This window comes from Intrasporangium sp. (genome assembly GCF_040414665.1).
Classification (GTDB): Bacteria; Actinomycetota; Actinomycetes; order Actinomycetales; family Dermatophilaceae; genus Intrasporangium.
In genome coordinates this window covers 31,498-46,640 of sequence record NZ_JBEDUL010000025.1, presented here as the reverse complement: position 1 = coordinate 46,640, position 15,143 = coordinate 31,498, and the positions used below count along the sequence as shown (strand labels likewise).

The following is a 15,143-nucleotide window of genomic DNA, read 5'->3' as shown; positions in this document are numbered from 1 at the left end:
GGCCGTGATGCCACCTTCGACGGACGAGCCGTCCCCGGTCTGGACTGCCTCGGCTCGGGCCCCGAAGACGTCGCGGAAGCCGTCGAGACGGCCGCGTGACGACAGGTACGTGTCACCCGTCAGGTCGTCCGGACTGATGGCGCCGGCGCTCGACCGGGCGGTCAGCGACATCGCGACGTGGGCAACGCGGCGGTGTCCGAGGCGCCTGACGTGGCGGGCGATCTCGGCTCCTGCCGCCCGCTCATCGATGCGCACCTGTGTCACGCGCTTGTCGTCCGGGACGCCCGTGCCGAACATCGGGATGCCGCGCGCCGAGAGGTGGTCGACGAGAGGCGAGGACTCCGGCCCGCAGAGCGAGAAGACGACGGCGTCGAGGGCGAGGCCCGCGATGAGCGGGAGCAGGCTGTCCTCGTCATCGGCGGGCTGGCCGAGCAGCAGCAGACCGGTCGGGATCGCGTCGAGCTCCTCCGCGAGCCCGTCGAGGACGGAGATGGCGAACGGGTCCCGGAAGGCGATCCGGACCCGGCCCTCGACGACGACCCCGACGACGCCGGCGCGACCCTGGCGCAGCGAGGTGGCGAGCGGGTTCGGGCCGGCGAAGCCGATCTCGGCCGATGCGGCGCGCACCCGCTCGGCGGTCGCCGCCGCCACTGGGCCCTTGCCGCTGAAGACGAGCGAGGCCGTCGAGACCGAGACGCCGGCCCGGGTCGCGACATCGCGCAGGGTGGGCCGCTGGGGGCGGGGTCCGCGACGTGGGCTATCGGTTTGACTGGGAGGCGCCATGCGAGGCATCATACTCGAATCGTTTCGATCGAATCGTTTCGACGCCTCCATCCGAGACCCGCTGCCCGTGACCGCCCGAGAGGCTCGCCGTATGTCCGTCATCGCACCGCCGCGGCCCGTCGTCCGAACGGCGCGCAACGCCGTCTTCACGGCATTCGCGGTCAACGGGGCGGCCTTCGCTGCGCTGGCCTCGCGGGTGCCGGACATCAAGCACCAGCTCGGTCTCAGCGCCGGGGAGCTCGGGCTCACCCTCTTCGCGCTGTCGATCGGGGCGGTCGTCGGCCTGCCGCTGTCCGGCTGGCTCGTCCACCGCTCCGGTGCCGCCAGGGCGGCGCTCGGCGCTGCCGCGGTCCAGGTGGTCGGTCTTGTCGTCGTCGGCCTCGCCGTCACGGCGCTGACCAGCCGTGGCGTCGCGATGGCGGGCCTGCTCCTCGTCGGCTTCGGCAGCGGCGTCTTCGACGTCGCCATGAACCTCGAGGGCGCCGCGGTCGAGCGTCGCCTGTCTCGCTCGATCATGCCGCACTTCCACGCGGCGTTCAGCGGCGGAACGGTCGTCTCGGCCCTGGCGGGCGCGGGGCTCTCGTTCCTGCACGTGAGCGTCCTCCTGCACTTCGTCGGCACGGCCGCCCTGCTGCTGCTCGTCACACCGTGGTTCCCGCGCGCGTTCCTCCCGCGCGATGCGGAAGATGGGGCTGCCGACGACTCCGAGCCGGGGCGCGCAAAGGCCGGCATCGCGTCTGCCTGGCGCGAGCCGCGGACGCTGCTCATCGGGGTCGTGGTGTTCGCCGCCGCCTTTACCGAGGGCACCGCCAACGACTGGATCGGGGTCGCGCTCTCGGATGGCTACGACCTGCCGCGGTGGGCCGGAGTACTGGGCTTCGCCGTCTTCCTCACCGCCATGACGACCGGCCGGATCCTGGGCACGCGCCTGCTCGATCGGCGTGGTCGCCTGCCCGTGCTCCGCGTGCTCTTCGTCGCCGCGGTGGCCGGGAGCCTCCTCGTCGTCTTCGGCGGCCCCGTCCTCGCCTTCGTCGGTGCGGCCGTCTGGGGCATCGGGGCCAGCCTCGGCTTCCCCGTCGGCATGAGCGCCGCCGCGGACGAGCCGCGCCGGGCCCCGGCCCGCATGAGCGTCGTGTCGACGATCGGCTACACCGCCTTCATCGCGGGGCCGCCCCTGCTCGGCTTCCTCGGCGACCACGTCGGCATCCTCCGGTCGCTCCTCGTCGTCGGCGGCATGGCGGCCGTGGCCATCGTGGCGCTCCCGGCCGTCCGCGAGCCCGCCCGCCGCTGAACCGAGCTGCGGTGGCCGTCTCAGGCCGGGGCCGTCAGCTCAGCCGCGGGGGATGGGATCGAGCTCTGGCTGCCCCCGGTGGGCCCGCCACTCCCGGGCGAGGATCGCCATGTCGTGCGCATCGACCCAGCTGCCGTCGTAGCGCAACGCCTCCCGCCTGGTGCCCTCGAGGACGAACCCCACCTTCTCGTAGACCCGTCGCGCTCGCGGGTTGAAGTCGAACACCTCGAGCCCGACGCGGTTGAGCCCCTGCTCGTCGAACGCGTGCCGCATCGTCAGCCGGGTCGCCTCGGTGCCGAGGCCGCGGTCCCGAGCGCCGGAGATCCAGATCCGGAAGCCGCACGAGAGGCTGGCCGCGTCCAGGTCGTTGAGGACCGACTCGCCGACGACGGCGCCGGTCGACCGCTCGACGATCGCCCAGACGATGCGGTCGTCCGCCGTCGCCCACCGGGCATAGACCGCCTCCAGCTCGGCCACGGGCCACCTCGCGGTGAAGTCCTCCTCGGCCGAGTGGATCGCTCCCGTGAGCCGCGCCGTCTCCACATCGGCCAGTCCGGCGCGCAGCGGCACCGCGTCGGCCGCGGTGGCAGGACGGAGGACGACGAGCTCGCCCTCGAGCGTCGGCTTGCGGGTGAAGTCGGGGGTCATCAGAAGTACTCCGTCATGAAGGGTGTGCACGAGAAGATCGCGTCGAGCGCGGTATCCGCCGCCGGGTCGCCACCCGTCGCCAGCCCGGCGAGGCGGAGTCGTGACATCGTCCACCCGCACCAGAGGGCCGCCATTCCGCGCGGTCCCAGCCGCACCGGTCCACGACCCATCCCGGATGCCGCTGAGGCGCCTCCGCCCGGAGCCGCACTGTCGACCGGGGCGGGGCGCGCGCCTGGTCGAGTGGACAGCTTCCAGGCCCGCCCGGCCCCGGCGGCGACCGAGATCGCCCACGTCGCAGTGTTGGCGGGGACCTCGGGATCGTCGAGCATGATCTGCGCCGACGCCGTCACGTGCGCCGAGAAGCCACGTGCCGCCATCGCCGCCGGCAGGTCGATGACCCTCAGCATCCAGCCGTGCTCGCGGACGTCGACGTCGGGCAGTCCGCCGAAGACGAGGCGGCCCGGGTTTCGCGGGTCGAGGTAGCTGCGCACGGTCGGAGCGGCGGACGACCCGGACCCGACCACGGCCCACAGCGCCGCCGTCGCCTCGGCCGACTCCGCGACCAGCTCCTCGACGGTGAGCACCTCCTCCGCGAGGGAGTACGAGACGAAGCCGCGCCGTCCAGCCCCGTCGTCGAGCACGTAGTTGATCAGCTCCTCGTCCTCGAGATGTTGCCGCCACGTCTCGACGGTCGGCAGCATCGGGCCGCTCAGGGCATCGCGCTCCTGGTGACCCCGGATGAGGGAGCAGATCAGCTCGGCGTCACCCGGCACCGCGGGCCTGGGACGCAGCCCACCACTTCGGGAACGGGCCGCGCGGACGTCGTGAGCGGCATACGAATAACGGGTGTGGACGCCACCGACCTCGTAGCCGACGCTCCGGTAGAGGTCGGGTGCCGTGGGGAACAGACAGGAGACGACGTCTCCCAGCTGCGCCATGCGCTCGACGAGACCGCGCATGAGCAGCGTGGCGACCCCTTGCCCGCGAGCGCTCGGCTCGGTGTAGACGCCGGCGATGCCGCCCATCCGCAGGTGCCGGCCGCCCCACACCTGCTCGTACGGGCGAGCCCGGCCCGTCGCGAGGACGGTGTCGTGCTCGTCGACGACGGCGAGCATGCGACCGGGGATGACCTCCTTGGCCACGCGGTCCCACCACGCTTGCCCGCCGGGGCCGAGGGGACCGAAGGAGCGGGTACGAATGACCAGCGCCGAGGGCAGGTCGGCCTCGGTGACGTCTCGGATGCGCAGGTCGTCCACCCTCCGGACTCTAGGGCGTTTGCGCCCACCGGCGTCCGCGGAGGTGCTCCGTGTCGGAGGCCGGCGCCCTCGGTGCCCGGTATTCCGCTGGCCGTCAGGCCTCTTGGGAGCGGTGCAGGTGGGTGAGTCGCTGCACTCGGGCCAGGCCCCAGCCCACCATGGCGGCCACCGCACCGCCGGCGCCGACACCGGCTCCGACCAGTCCTTCGCGGAGCACATAGCAGGTCACGGCGCCGAGGACGACGACGAGCGTGACGGGTCGGAGGTACCAGAGAACCATTCCCGTCGGTCCGGAGGCCGCTGTCGGCGAGCCGCGGAAGGCGGCCAGCAGATGGCCCGCGCCGAGCAGGGCCACGAGGAGCACGAGGGCGGCGAGGACCGTCGCGCTCCGACCGGCCCAGGCGCCGCCGGCCAGAGCATGGAGGCCGGCTGCCATGCCGAGGGCGCCCAGGGTCAGGGTCGCCGGCATGGCGAGGTGCGCGGCGGCCTGGGTCAGCGGTCCGACGCCGATGAGCGAGGGTGTGCCGATGTTGTCGGCCTGGAGGCGCAGCCCCTCGGCCCACGACCCGAATCCGAGGTAGAGCGGCACCATGCCGATCCCGAAGGCGATCGGCGGAGCTGCGGCTCGGGTCAGGGCCCACGTCACGACCACGGCACCGAGGACCACGAGGGCGGCACCGGACAGCAGGGCCGCGGGCTGCCGACGCAGGCCGAGCACATCCCGTCGGACGATGACCGGGACCGGCCGTCCGGGCCGGAGGCGCGATCCTCGAGCTCGTCGCACGGCCGGAGCGAAGGCCAGCCGGGCCGATCGCAGGTTGCCCGTGAGGGCGGAGCCAGCCAGCGTGGACGTGTTGGCCGAGTGGCGGCGCAGCGCCTCGGCGTGCAGGGTGCGCAGCGTGTCAGGCACCCGCCAGGGCCGGCGACCCACTCCCTCTCGCCTCGGGCCGGACCACGCCTGGGACCACAGCCACAGGCGTGCCGCCGCCAGTCCGATGAGGACACCCGCCAGGGCCACGCCGCCCATCGCCACCGCGCCGGTCACCTGGGCAAACGCCAGTCCGCTGCCGAGGACCAGACCGACGATGCCGCCGACGAAGCCCAGTCCGATGACGGCGAAGCGCCACCAACGGCGTACCCCGAGCGCCCGGTCGATGGGCGCGGCCAGCACGAGGTCGATCCACGGGAGTGGTGGAACGACCGGTCCGCGGATTCGTCCGGCCCAGAGGGCTGACGCAAGAACCGCGACGACGCCAGCGGTGATGACGGCAAGGCCGGCGGGCGAGGCGACCTGGTCCCGCAGCCACTCGCGATCGGTCGTGCGGAAGAGGGCCTGGACCAGGGGAAAGCCGTAGATCGCGGCGAAGAGCAGGAGGACGTATCCGGCGTAGATGCCCTGGCGCCGTGCCCTCCGCGCCGCCTCCCCGCCGATGATCCAGTCCGCCTGTCCCAGCCAATCGTGGTCGTCGACCTCGAGGACGGTCGTGGCGTCCTCAGGAGGCCCCGCGTCGCTCGCCATGGCCCCGCGCCGAGGCGTCACCGCGCAGGATCCACGTCGACGACGTGCGTGGCGAGCGCTCCCGTCATGACCGGGTCGTGACACGCCATGACGAGGGTCGCTCCCTCAGCGACACGCTCGTGCAGCAGGCGGGCCACGACCTGGCGGCGTGTCGTGTCCAAGCGCTGCTCGGGTTCGTCCAGGAGAAGCACGCTCGAGGGCCGGGTCAGGGTCAGGGCGAGCCGGAAGAGCTGCTCCTGGCCGGACGACAGCTCGTGCGGGAAGCGGTCGTCGAGCTCGCCGATCCCCAGCGCGTCGAGCAGCTCGATCCCCCTCTCGTCCGAGGTCGTGGGGTCGTGGCCCCACGTGGAGTCGATGAGGACGAGGTGGTCGATCAGGGTGAGGTCGCGGTAGGTCGTGGGGACGCCGATGAGTGCGGCCACCGCCGCACGAATGGCCGGATCGCGCTCGTCGGCCGCCCTCCCACCGATCGAGGCGCGGCCGGTCGACGGTGTCAGGAGGCCCCCGATGATCCGCAGCAGCGTGGTCTTGCCGGAGCCGTTGGGCCCGCGCAGGACGACGCACTCGCCGGGGTCGGCCTCGATGTCGGTTGCCCGCAGGAGGGTGGTGGTGTCGATGGTCTTGCTCACCGCTTCGGCGCGGACCTCACCTGTGAGCACCGCGACCCTGCTCATGGGACCCCCTCGACTGTCTGCGGGTGCAGACGGTCGTCACTCTACGGCGGGTGGTGCTCAGCCCTCGGTGCCCACCGGAGGACCGACCACCAGCGCGACACCAGTCAACGCGGCGACCGCGACGAACCCGACCGCGACGGCGACGACCGGGCGCGCGAGGAGCGCCGCGACGACACGCTCGGCCGGGTTGGCCGGCGCCTCCCCGTCGCGGCCGAGGCGCCAGCCCCCGTCGAGGCGCCCGGCTCGGTCGAGCCGGCGCTCCCACCACACGGTGAGGAACGGCGGCACGGCACTCGCGAGCCCGAGGAGGCCCTCGCGGACGGTCCACCGCTGGTTGACCCAGAGCAGGACGGTGACGAGGCAGAACGCGATGAACACGATGCCGTGGACCAATCCGAAGATCGTGACGCCGAGCTCGGTCGTCCGCGTGACGTACTTGAGGAACATCCCGGTGAGCAGGAGCGTCCAGGACACCACCTCGGCGAGGGCGATCCGGCTGTAGAGGATGCGGGGCGACATGGAACTCCTACGGGGCGTCGTAGCGGGCGCGGAGGCCCCATCCTCCGCAACACGCCCGGCTCCTCGCAACTCACCCTGTTGCTTCAGGGGTGCGTTTTGAGGAGCCGGGCGTGTTGCGGGAGGTGGTGGGCGTCCGGGCGGGGGGCGTCCACAACGCGGCCCAGCGGCATGCGACGTCGTCGGGGGTGGCGGTTAGGGTTCCTGCATGGCCACCGCCCTCTACCGTCGCTACCGGCCCGAGCGCTTCGCCGACGTCATCGGCCAGGAGCACGTGACGGAGCCGCTCATGCAGGCGCTGCGCACTGGGCGAGTGGGTCATGCGTATCTGTTCAGCGGCCCCCGCGGGTGCGGCAAGACGACGAGCGCGCGCATCCTCGCGAGGTGCCTCAACTGCGAGCAGGGGCCGACCCCAGAGCCGTGCGGCGAGTGCGACTCCTGCGTCGCGCTCGCCCGCGGGGGCCCGGGCAGCGTCGACGTCATCGAGATCGATGCCGCGAGCCACGGTGGCGTCGACGATGCACGCGACCTGCGCGAGCGGGCCTCCTACGGTCCCGCGCAGAGCCGCTACAAGATCTACATCATCGACGAGGCGCACATGGTGACGCCGCAGGGCTTCAACGCCCTGCTCAAGATCGTCGAGGAGCCGCCGGAGCACGTGAAGTTCGTCTTCGCGACCACGGAGCCGGAGAAGGTCATCGGCACGATCCGGTCGCGGACCCACCACTACCCGTTCCGGCTCGTCCCGCCGGTCAAGCTCACGGCCTACATGGAGCATCTCCTCGAGCAGGAGGATGTACCGGTCGCACCGGGCGTGCTGTCCTTCGTCGTGCGGGCCGGCGGCGGCTCGGTGCGTGACTCGCTCTCGGTGCTCGACCAGCTCATCGCCGGCTCCGGACCCGAGGGGCTGACCTACGAGAGTGCGGTGTCCCTGCTCGGGTTCACCGACGGCGAGCTGCTCGACGCCACGATCGACGCCTTGGCAGCGGGCGATGGCGCCGCGACCTTCCGGCAGGTCGACAAGGTCATCGAGTCGGGCCACGATCCGCGGCGATTCATCGAGGACCTCCTCGAGCGGCTGCGTGACCTCATCATCGTCGCGGCGGTGCCCGAGCCGGGCCAGGTGCTGCGCGGGACTCCGGAGGACCAGCTCGAGCGGATGCGGGTCCAGCAGGCGGCCTTCGGCCCGGGGGCACTCTCGCGGGCGGCCGACATCGTCAACACCGGGCTCACGGAGATGACGGGCGCCACCGCGCCGCGGATGCAGCTCGAGCTGATCTGCGCCCGCATCCTCCTGCCGGCGGCGTCAGGCGAGCAGGGCTTCGCCGCACGCCTCGACCGGCTGGAGCGCCGTCTCGAGGTCGGCGGGGTCCCCAGCGGCGCTGGCGGTTCCGCTGCACCAGCGCCATCGGTCCGTATGCCGCCGAGCTCGCCCCCGCCCGCACCCGCCGTCCCAGCCTCCACCCCACCGTCGAGTGTGCAGCACGCGCCGCCGCCCGCTCCGTCGAGTGTGCAGCACGCGCCGCCGCCCGCCCCGTTGAGTGTGCAGGACGCGCCGCCGCCCGCCCCGTCGAGTGTGCAGGACGCGCCGCCGCCCGCTGCGATGGACACCGACGCCATCCGACGCGCCTGGCCCCAAGTGCTGGGGCGCATCTTCGGGATGCGTCGCGGCACGTGGACCTTCGTCTCGCAGCATGCGAAAGTCATGGCCTACGACGGCAAGACCCTGACGCTGGGCATCTCGACCGCCGGGCTGACCAACGCCTTCCGTGCCGGCAACCACGCCGACATCGTCCGGCAGGCCCTCATCGACGAGCTCGGCGTCGAGGCGGTCATCGACGGTGTACACGTGGCCGACGCCGGTGAGTCAGCGGCGGTGGCTCCTCCCGCCGGTGCGGTCCGGCCCGCGCCAGAGCCCGTGGCCGACGCCGGGCCGCCTGCACCGACCGGTCGATCACTCGAGGACAACGCAGGCTGGGGCAGCGCCACGGCAGCCGCCCCAGATTGGGCCACGAGCGCCGCGCCGCCGGCGGCACCGGGTGCCGGGGCGGTGCGCGAGTCGCTCGATGCTGCCCGCAGAGGCGCGTCCGGCAGGTCGGGTGGCGGAGCCGATGACGCCTCTTCTGTCACCGACGACGCAGGGGTCAGCGACGACGACGAGGACATCGAGCTGTCCGGCGACGTGGGGCGCTCCGTGATCGAGAAGGTTCTCGGCGGGCGCGTCATCTCCGAGTCGGAGGAGTAACGCCCTCCTCGGAGCAATTGCCACGAAACGTCGTACCCGGGACTTCCTGACGGCGTACCCTCGGGTCCGTGTTCGACGTCGCTGCGGACGCGTACGCGCAGTTCATGGGCCGCTACTCCGAGCCGCTTGCCGAGCAGTTCGTGGAGTGGGTCGGCGTGCGCCCGGAGGACCGCGCGCTTGATGTCGGCAGTGGACCGGGCGCTCTCACAGCGCGACTCGTCGAACGACTCGGCGTCAACGCCGTCTCTGCGGTCGACCCGTCTCAGCCCTTCCCCGCATCCATCCGAGCTCGGCTGCCCGGGCTCGACGTGCAGTACGGCTCGGCGGAGCAGCTGCCGTTCCCGGACGACTTCTTCGACCATGCCATGGCCCAGCTGGTCGTCCACTTCATGAAGGACCCCTTGGCCGGGCTGGCGGAGATGGCCCGCGTGACCCGTCCCGGGGGCGCCGTCTCGGCGTGTGTCTGGGACTTCGCGGGTGGCCGGTCGCCACTGGCCACCTTCTGGCGGGCAGCGACGGATCTCAATCCCGAGGCGCGCACGGAGGATGACCTCACCGGGGCGCGGGAGGGCGAGCTGGGCCGTCTCCTCGAGGCCGCCGATCTGGCGACCATCCGCTCTGGCGAGCTGACGATCCGAGTTCCGCACCAGAGCTTCGACGAATGGTGGGAGCCCTACACCTATGGGGTCGGTCCGGCGGGTGAGTACTTCGCGTCGCTCGGCGACGAGGCGCGGGACGACCTGCGCGAGCGCTGTCGCGAGCTGCTGCCGCCGGCGCCGTTCGACGTCGAGGCCGTGGCCTGGGTGGCGGCCGGTCTCGTCTGACGTCGTGGCGGGCGCCGACCACAGGTCCGCCCTAGAGTGAGCGCATGTTCTACAGCCTCGGTCATGGGGTGCTCGTGCCGCTGAGCCGCCTGCTGTATCGCCCGACCATCGAAGGCAAGGACAACGTGCCGCTCCACGGGGGAGTCATCCTCGCGAGCAACCACCTCTCCTTCATCGACTCCTTCGCGATCCCGCTCGTGTCTCCGAGAAAGGTCCGATTCCTCGCCAAGGAGGAGTACTGGACCGGCGACGGGGTCAAGGGACTCCTGCAGAAGGGGTTCTTCTCCGCTGTTGGCATGGTCCCCGTCAACCGGCAGTCACCGACGGCGGCCCAGGAGAGCCTCGACAAGGGCCTGGAGGTGCTCAAGGCAGGCGACGCCTTCGGGATCTACCCGGAGGGGACACGGTCTCGGGACGGGCGCCTCTACCGTGGTCGCACTGGTGTCGCCTGGCTCGCCCTCAACGCCCAGGTCCCCGTCGTCCCGGTCGGCCTCATCGGCACCCAGGACATCCAGCCGGTCGGAGCCCGCTTCCCGCGGCTGGCCAAGGTGACCGTTCGATTCGGCACGCCGATCGGTGTGGAGGCCTATGCGGGACTCCCCGCAGGCCGCGCCCGCCGGCAGCTGACTGACGACGTCATGGTGGCCATCGCGGCCCTCACCGGTCAGGAGCGCGTGAGCGCGTACAACGACGTCCCCAGCGGGGTCAACGACGACTGAGCCACACCGTCGCCACGTGCCGGGCTTGGCCATCGGGGGGCTTAGGCTGCAGGGGTGTACGAAGGCGCGGTGCAGGACCTGATCGACGAGCTCGGCCGACTTCCGGGCATCGGTCCCAAGGGTGCGCAGCGAATCGCGTTCCACCTGCTCCAGGCCGACCCCGAGGAGGTCGCCCGGCTGGTCACGGCGCTGACCGAGGTCAAGGCCAAGGTGCGGTTCTGCGAGGAGTGCGGCAACGTGGCGCAGGCCGAGCGGTGTCGGATCTGCGCGGACCCACGACGCGACCACGCGTCGATCTGTGTCGTCGAGGAGCCCAAGGATGTCGTGGCGATCGAGCGCACGCGCGAGTTCCGTGGCACCTACCACGTGCTGGGCGGCGCGATCAGCCCCATCGACGGCATCGGCCCCGACGACCTGCGGGTGCGCGAGCTGATGCAGCGGCTCGCATCGGGCAGCGTGCAGGAGGTCATCATCGCGACCGACCCGAACCTCGAGGGCGAAGCGACCGCCACCTACCTGTCTCGCCTCCTCCGCGACGTCGGCGTCACGGTCACGCGGCTCGCCTCCGGCCTGCCGGTCGGCGGCGACCTCGAGTACGCCGACGAGGTCACGCTCGGACGCGCCTTCGAGGGCCGGCGCCGGGTCGACGCCTGACCGGGCCACCCGGCAGACTGGACGGGCGAGCGACACCCAGCTCAGCGGCATACGACACGCCAGACCGGCAAGGGGCTGTGATGACCACGGACGACACCACCCGCACCACCGACGAGCTCGGAGGCCTCGCCGACCTGACGGCACACGAGGCGAGTGCCTTCCTGACCGCGGTCACAGAGGTGGCGTCCGGCAACTCACCTGACACTGCCATCCCGCTGCTCACCCTCGCCGTGTCCCAGGTCCTCGTCGCTGGCTCCCGGCTCGGCGCGATCCAGGACGTCGTCCTCGAGGAGCGTTATGAAGCCGATCCCGGTCCGGATGACGACCCCGACCCGCTCCGAGACGGGCTCGCGAACCTCCTCGCTGGCATCGACGACTACGTGTACGTCATTGATCCAGTGACCTCGCCGGAGCGAGCTGACGGCTCGATCACCAACGACCTGGCCGACGTCGCCCTCGCCTTGACGCACGGGCTCAAGCACTACCAGGCCGGTCGGAAGATCGAGGCGCTGTGGTGGTGGCAGTTCAGCTACCTGTCGTCGTGGGGCGACCGGGCGCTCGCATCGATGCGCGCGTTGCACTCGATCCTGTCCCACCTGCGGCTGGACGCGGACGAGGAACGGGTCTCCGAGGCTGAGTTCGACGCTCTGCATCCGTGACTCGCGTGCTGACTCGGGATCTGTCCTGCGCGACGGAGGGCAGGGCGCGGATCGCCAGACTGGCCCACTGATCCGCCAGACGAATCAGTGTGTTGCTGATCGCCGACGCACTGACCCGCCAGACGAATCAGTGTGTTGCTGATCGGGAACGCACTGACCAGCGTGGCGACTCAGCGGGCCAGCCTCCGGCGGGCCAGTCCCCCGTTGGACAGGGGCGCCGCTGGCGCTGTCAGTACCGACTGCGAGGGTTCTCCTGGGGCAGCCGAGGAGGTGTGTTTCGTGGCTGCTGGGAGAGCTGAGCGCGAGGACTTCGACGTCTCGCGCTTCGTCATCCGATCCCGACGACGTGGTGACCTGAGCCAGCGTGACCTGGCCGATCGAGTCGGCGTGAGTCAGGCAACCATCGCCGCGATCGAGTCCGGTCGTCGCGACGTGACGGTGACGATGTTCCGGCGGATACTCCGTGCCGGAGGACTTCGGGTTGCCGTCGTCGACGAGGCCGGGGAGCTGGTCGGTCCCATTGCGAGGGGAGTGGTTCGCGACCACGCGAATCGGAGGCTCCCAGCCCACCTCGACGTCGATCCGCCGGACCAACCGCCGAGCACCCGGCTGACGGCTTACCGGTCGGAGCGCCCGGCTCCCAACGCCTGGTACCACCACCGGGAGGAGCGCGACCGTCGCCGACTGCCGGGTGAGGAGCCGGCAGATCACCCCACGGTGGCCGAACTGGAGGCCAGGCGCCGCCGGATCCTCTACGGCCCCCGCCCGCCCGCACCCGGTACGGATCCGGAACCGCAGGAGTGCCAGTGTCCTACCGAGTGCTGGCTTGCAACTGCGTGTGTGCCGGACTGTGCGTGCCGCTGTGAGTCGGAGCCGGCAGGCCCGGTCGCTGGACGTCTCACGATGCCGAACGGTCCGGGGAGTGCTGATACCCAGTCATAGACTGCGAGTCCCGCACCAGCGTCAACCGGGAGCCTGATGTGAGCATCGTCGTCCAGAAGTACGGGGGGTCATCCGTCGCTGACGCCGAGTCGATCAAGCGCGTCGCGCGCCGGATCGTGGAGACACAGCGCGCCGGGAACGCCGTGTGCGTCGTCGTCTCGGCCATGGGCGACACGACGGACGATCTGCTCGACCTGGCCGAGCAGGTCACTCCCGCTCCGCCGGCCCGAGAGCTCGACATGCTCCTCACCTCGGGTGAGCGGATCTCCATGGCGCTGCTCGCCATGGCCATCGCCCAGCTCGGGGCCGAGGCTCGCTCCTTCACCGGAAGCCAGGCCGGCGTCATCACCGACGAGGCGCACGGGGCGGCTCGGATCATCGATGTGACCCCGGGTCGCATCCAGAGCGCCTTGGACGCGGGCCACATCGCCATCGTCGCCGGCTTCCAGGGCGTCAGCCAGACCACCAAGGACATCACCACGCTCGGGCGCGGTGGATCCGACACGACCGCCGTGGCACTGGCGGCTGCGCTCGACGCGGATGTGTGCGAGATCTACACCGACGTCGACGGCGTCTTCACCGCTGATCCCCGCGTCCTGCCGAGCGCCCGCAAGATCGACGTGGTCTCCATGGAGGAAATGCTGGACCTCGCCGCCAACGGCTCGAAGATCCTGCATCTGCGCTGCGTCGAGTACGCACGGCGCTACGGCATCCCGATCCACGTTCGCTCATCGTGGTCCCGCAAGCCGGGCACGTGGATCAAGGACAACCCCTACGAAGGAGAAGGCGCTGTGGAAGCACCGATCATCGCCGGCATCGCGCACGACCGCAGCGAGGGGAAGATCACCATCGTCGGCGTGCCCGACCGGGTCGGGATTGCGGCCACGATCTTCGGCGCCATCGCCGAGGCCGGCATCAACATCGACATGATCGTCCAGAACGTGTCCGCCGCGGAGACGGCCAAGACGGACATCTCCTTCACCCTTCCGGAGGGCGACGGGCCCAAGGCCATCTCCGTGCTGCAGGGCATCAAGCACGACGTCGACTTCGAGGACCTGCGCTTCGACGACAGCATCGGCAAGATCGCCCTCGTCGGCGCGGGTATGCGGTCCCACCCGGGCGTCTCTGCCAAGTTCTTCAAGGCGCTCGCCGATGCGGGCATCAACATCGAGATGATCTCGACGTCGGAGATCCGGGTGTCGGCGGTGACCCGCGTGGACCAGCTCGAGGAGGCGGTCCGCGCCGTACACACCGCGTTCGGCCTCGACTCGTCCGAGGACGCGATCGTCTACGGCGGCACCGGCCGCTGAGTCGCTAGCCGACGAAGCCGTGCCGGGCGTTCCAGAGGCGCGCCCCCTGGTAGGCATCGACGAGACCCCACACCCAGAAGCCGACGACGCCGAAGATCCCGATGATGATGATGACGAGCAGGAAGCTGACGAAGTAGCCGAGCATGATGACAAGGCCCTTGCCGACGTCGCCATTGATGATCGACCCGAGCCCCGGAACGAAGAACGAGGCGAGCAGCGACAGGCCCGGGCTCTTCGGCGCGACGTAGCCGACCGGCAGTGGATGGGGCTGGACCCAGGTCTGCGGCTGGGGCGCCGGCCACTGCTGTGCCGGGTGCGCCTGGTGTCGCAACCCGTGCCTGTCGACCGCCGGCGGCTGCTGTGATGGCGGAGCGGCGGGAGCCCGGACGTGTTCGGTCCACGCCAGGCCGTCCCAGTACCGCTCGCTGTCGCCGACCGGGTACCACCCGGACGGTGGATGGGACTGATTCGTCATCGACGGTCCTCCTCGTGCGCCTTGCCGTCGAGCCTAAACGCTGGTGCCGCTCTCGGCAGCGCGGACCAGCAAACCGGTCCTGGATTGGCTCATCCGGATGGTCCGATGGGCGCCTAGCGTCGATCCCATGACGACCATCACCGACCCGCTTCACAGCATCCCCGTCCGCCTCGACATCGACGCCGCCGTGCCTGCGTTCACCAAGGCGCTGAGCCATCTGGACACGACGACGACCCGCGCGCTGGATCGGGTCGGCTTCCCCGTGGCCCTCCGTGAGCTGGTCCGGCTGCGCGCCTCCCAGCTCAACGGCTGCTCCTACTGCGTCGACTCCCACTCCTCCGACGCCTTGACGGCGGGGGAGAGCGTGCAGCGGCTCATGGCGGTCGCAGTCTGGCGGGAGTCGCCGTTCTTCACCGCCCGCGAGCGGGCTGCCCTGGCGTTCACGGAGTGCGTGACGCTGGCGTCCCGGACGAAGGTGCCTGCCGAGGAGTACGCCGCGGTGGCCGACCACTTCGCGCCGGAGGAGGTCGGGGCCCTGCTGGCGCTCATCGTCACCATCAATGCGTGGAACACCATCGGCGTGGCCGCCCGGCCCTGGGAGCCGACCCTTCGCCAGTGACCCGCGCGG

16 protein-coding genes are annotated in these 15,143 nt (G+C 71.2%); 9 read left to right on the top strand and 7 right to left on the bottom strand.

The features are described 5' to 3' along the window. Positions 1 to 783 (bottom strand): LacI family DNA-binding transcriptional regulator (locus ABF401_RS03120; RefSeq protein ID WP_353508074.1); only part of this gene is annotated, 783 nt, incomplete at its 3' end. A 91-nt stretch (positions 784 to 874) separates the two neighbouring features. On the opposite strand from ABF401_RS03120, the gene ABF401_RS03115 reads away from it, so the two are divergent. Beyond that, positions 875 to 2,074: an MFS transporter gene (locus ABF401_RS03115; RefSeq protein ID WP_353508073.1), complete on the top strand. Its 1,200-nt coding sequence runs from the start codon at positions 875 to 877 to the stop codon at positions 2,072 to 2,074. A gap of 39 nt (positions 2,075 to 2,113) precedes the next feature. Here ABF401_RS03115 and ABF401_RS03110 read toward each other — a convergent pair whose 3' ends face one another. The 5 genes from ABF401_RS03110 to ABF401_RS03090 all read right to left on the bottom strand — a co-directional run bounded on the left by ABF401_RS03110 (position 2,114) and on the right by ABF401_RS03090 (position 6,690). Continuing rightward, positions 2,114 to 2,722 carry a GNAT family N-acetyltransferase gene (locus ABF401_RS03110; protein WP_353508072.1) on the bottom strand — a complete coding sequence of 203 codons (609 nt, stop codon included), beginning with the start codon at positions 2,720 to 2,722 and terminating at the stop codon, positions 2,114 to 2,116. After that, positions 2,722 to 3,978 carry a GNAT family N-acetyltransferase gene (locus ABF401_RS03105; protein WP_353508071.1) on the bottom strand — a complete coding sequence of 419 codons (1,257 nt, stop codon included), beginning with the start codon at positions 3,976 to 3,978 and terminating at the stop codon, positions 2,722 to 2,724. Before ABF401_RS03105 ends, ABF401_RS03110 begins: the two co-directional genes overlap by 1 nt. A 94-nt stretch (positions 3,979 to 4,072) precedes the next feature. Next, entirely contained in the window at positions 4,073 to 5,518 is a 1,446-nt protein-coding gene (locus ABF401_RS03100) for a hypothetical protein (RefSeq protein ID WP_353508070.1), read from the bottom strand. Then, complete coding sequence (locus ABF401_RS03095; RefSeq protein ID WP_353508069.1) at positions 5,515 to 6,171, bottom strand: ABC transporter ATP-binding protein; 657 nt, start codon at positions 6,169 to 6,171, stop codon at positions 5,515 to 5,517. Before ABF401_RS03095 ends, ABF401_RS03100 begins: the two co-directional genes overlap by 4 nt. Positions 6,172 to 6,228: 57 nt before the next feature. After that, positions 6,229 to 6,690 carry a DUF3817 domain-containing protein gene (locus tag ABF401_RS03090; RefSeq protein ID WP_353508068.1) on the bottom strand — a complete coding sequence of 154 codons (462 nt, stop codon included), beginning with the start codon at positions 6,688 to 6,690 and terminating at the stop codon, positions 6,229 to 6,231. Between the two features lie 205 nt (positions 6,691 to 6,895). On the opposite strand from ABF401_RS03090, the gene ABF401_RS03085 reads away from it, so the two are divergent. From ABF401_RS03085 to ABF401_RS03055, 7 genes are all read left to right on the top strand, one after another. Next, positions 6,896 to 8,932, top strand: a complete 2,037-nt coding sequence (locus ABF401_RS03085; protein WP_353508067.1) for a DNA polymerase III subunit gamma and tau — start codon at positions 6,896 to 6,898, stop codon at positions 8,930 to 8,932. Positions 8,933 to 9,000: 68 nt separating this feature from the next. Next, entirely contained in the window at positions 9,001 to 9,756 is a 756-nt protein-coding gene (locus tag ABF401_RS03080) for a class I SAM-dependent methyltransferase (RefSeq protein WP_353508066.1), read from the top strand. Positions 9,757 to 9,800: 44 nt separating this feature from the next. Next, the gene (locus ABF401_RS03075) at positions 9,801 to 10,475 is read left to right on the top strand and encodes a lysophospholipid acyltransferase family protein (RefSeq protein WP_353508065.1); all 675 of its coding nucleotides are present in this window, start codon (positions 9,801 to 9,803) and stop codon (positions 10,473 to 10,475) included. Between the two features lie 54 nt (positions 10,476 to 10,529). After that, positions 10,530 to 11,129, top strand: a complete 600-nt coding sequence (gene recR / locus ABF401_RS03070) for a recombination mediator RecR (protein ID WP_353508064.1) — start codon at positions 10,530 to 10,532, stop codon at positions 11,127 to 11,129. Between the two features lie 80 nt (positions 11,130 to 11,209). Next, positions 11,210 to 11,788: a DUF5063 domain-containing protein gene (locus ABF401_RS03065; protein WP_353508063.1), complete on the top strand. Its 579-nt coding sequence runs from the start codon at positions 11,210 to 11,212 to the stop codon at positions 11,786 to 11,788. Positions 11,789 to 11,920: 132 nt separating this feature from the next. After that, complete coding sequence (locus ABF401_RS03060; protein WP_353508062.1) at positions 11,921 to 12,730, top strand: helix-turn-helix domain-containing protein; 810 nt, start codon at positions 11,921 to 11,923, stop codon at positions 12,728 to 12,730. A 38-nt stretch (positions 12,731 to 12,768) separates the two neighbouring features. Next, positions 12,769 to 14,040 carry an aspartate kinase gene (locus ABF401_RS03055; RefSeq protein WP_353508061.1) on the top strand — a complete coding sequence of 424 codons (1,272 nt, stop codon included), beginning with the start codon at positions 12,769 to 12,771 and terminating at the stop codon, positions 14,038 to 14,040. A gap of 4 nt (positions 14,041 to 14,044) precedes the next feature. On the opposite strand, the gene ABF401_RS03050 is transcribed toward ABF401_RS03055, so the two are convergent. After that, positions 14,045 to 14,515, bottom strand: coding sequence for a DUF2510 domain-containing protein (locus tag ABF401_RS03050; protein WP_353508060.1), 471 nt, complete (start codon positions 14,513 to 14,515; stop codon positions 14,045 to 14,047). A 127-nt stretch (positions 14,516 to 14,642) separates the two neighbouring features. Between ABF401_RS03050 and ABF401_RS03045 the strand changes: the two genes are divergently transcribed. Further along, positions 14,643 to 15,134: a carboxymuconolactone decarboxylase family protein gene (locus tag ABF401_RS03045; RefSeq protein ID WP_353508059.1), complete on the top strand. Its 492-nt coding sequence runs from the start codon at positions 14,643 to 14,645 to the stop codon at positions 15,132 to 15,134. The last annotated feature ends 9 nt before the right edge of the window (positions 15,135 to 15,143 follow it).

What these genes read in the sequence shown, in the direction of transcription:
- ABF401_RS03115 (WP_353508073.1), top strand. Translation starts at nt 875, where the DNA reads ATGTCCGTCATCGCACCGCCGCGGCCCGTCGTCCGAACGGCGCGCAAC.
- ABF401_RS03110 (WP_353508072.1), bottom strand. Translation starts at nt 2,722, where the DNA reads ATGACCCCCGACTTCACCCGCAAGCCGACGCTCGAGGGCGAGCTCGTC.
- ABF401_RS03095 (WP_353508069.1), bottom strand. Translation starts at nt 6,171, where the DNA reads ATGAGCAGGGTCGCGGTGCTCACAGGTGAGGTCCGCGCCGAAGCGGTG.
- ABF401_RS03090 (WP_353508068.1), bottom strand. Translation starts at nt 6,690, where the DNA reads ATGTCGCCCCGCATCCTCTACAGCCGGATCGCCCTCGCCGAGGTGGTG.
- ABF401_RS03085 (WP_353508067.1), top strand. Translation starts at nt 6,896, where the DNA reads ATGGCCACCGCCCTCTACCGTCGCTACCGGCCCGAGCGCTTCGCCGAC.
- ABF401_RS03075 (WP_353508065.1), top strand. Translation starts at nt 9,801, where the DNA reads ATGTTCTACAGCCTCGGTCATGGGGTGCTCGTGCCGCTGAGCCGCCTG.
- ABF401_RS03065 (WP_353508063.1), top strand. Translation starts at nt 11,210, where the DNA reads ATGACCACGGACGACACCACCCGCACCACCGACGAGCTCGGAGGCCTC.
- ABF401_RS03050 (WP_353508060.1), bottom strand. Translation starts at nt 14,515, where the DNA reads ATGACGAATCAGTCCCATCCACCGTCCGGGTGGTACCCGGTCGGCGAC.
- ABF401_RS03045 (WP_353508059.1), top strand. Translation starts at nt 14,643, where the DNA reads ATGACGACCATCACCGACCCGCTTCACAGCATCCCCGTCCGCCTCGAC.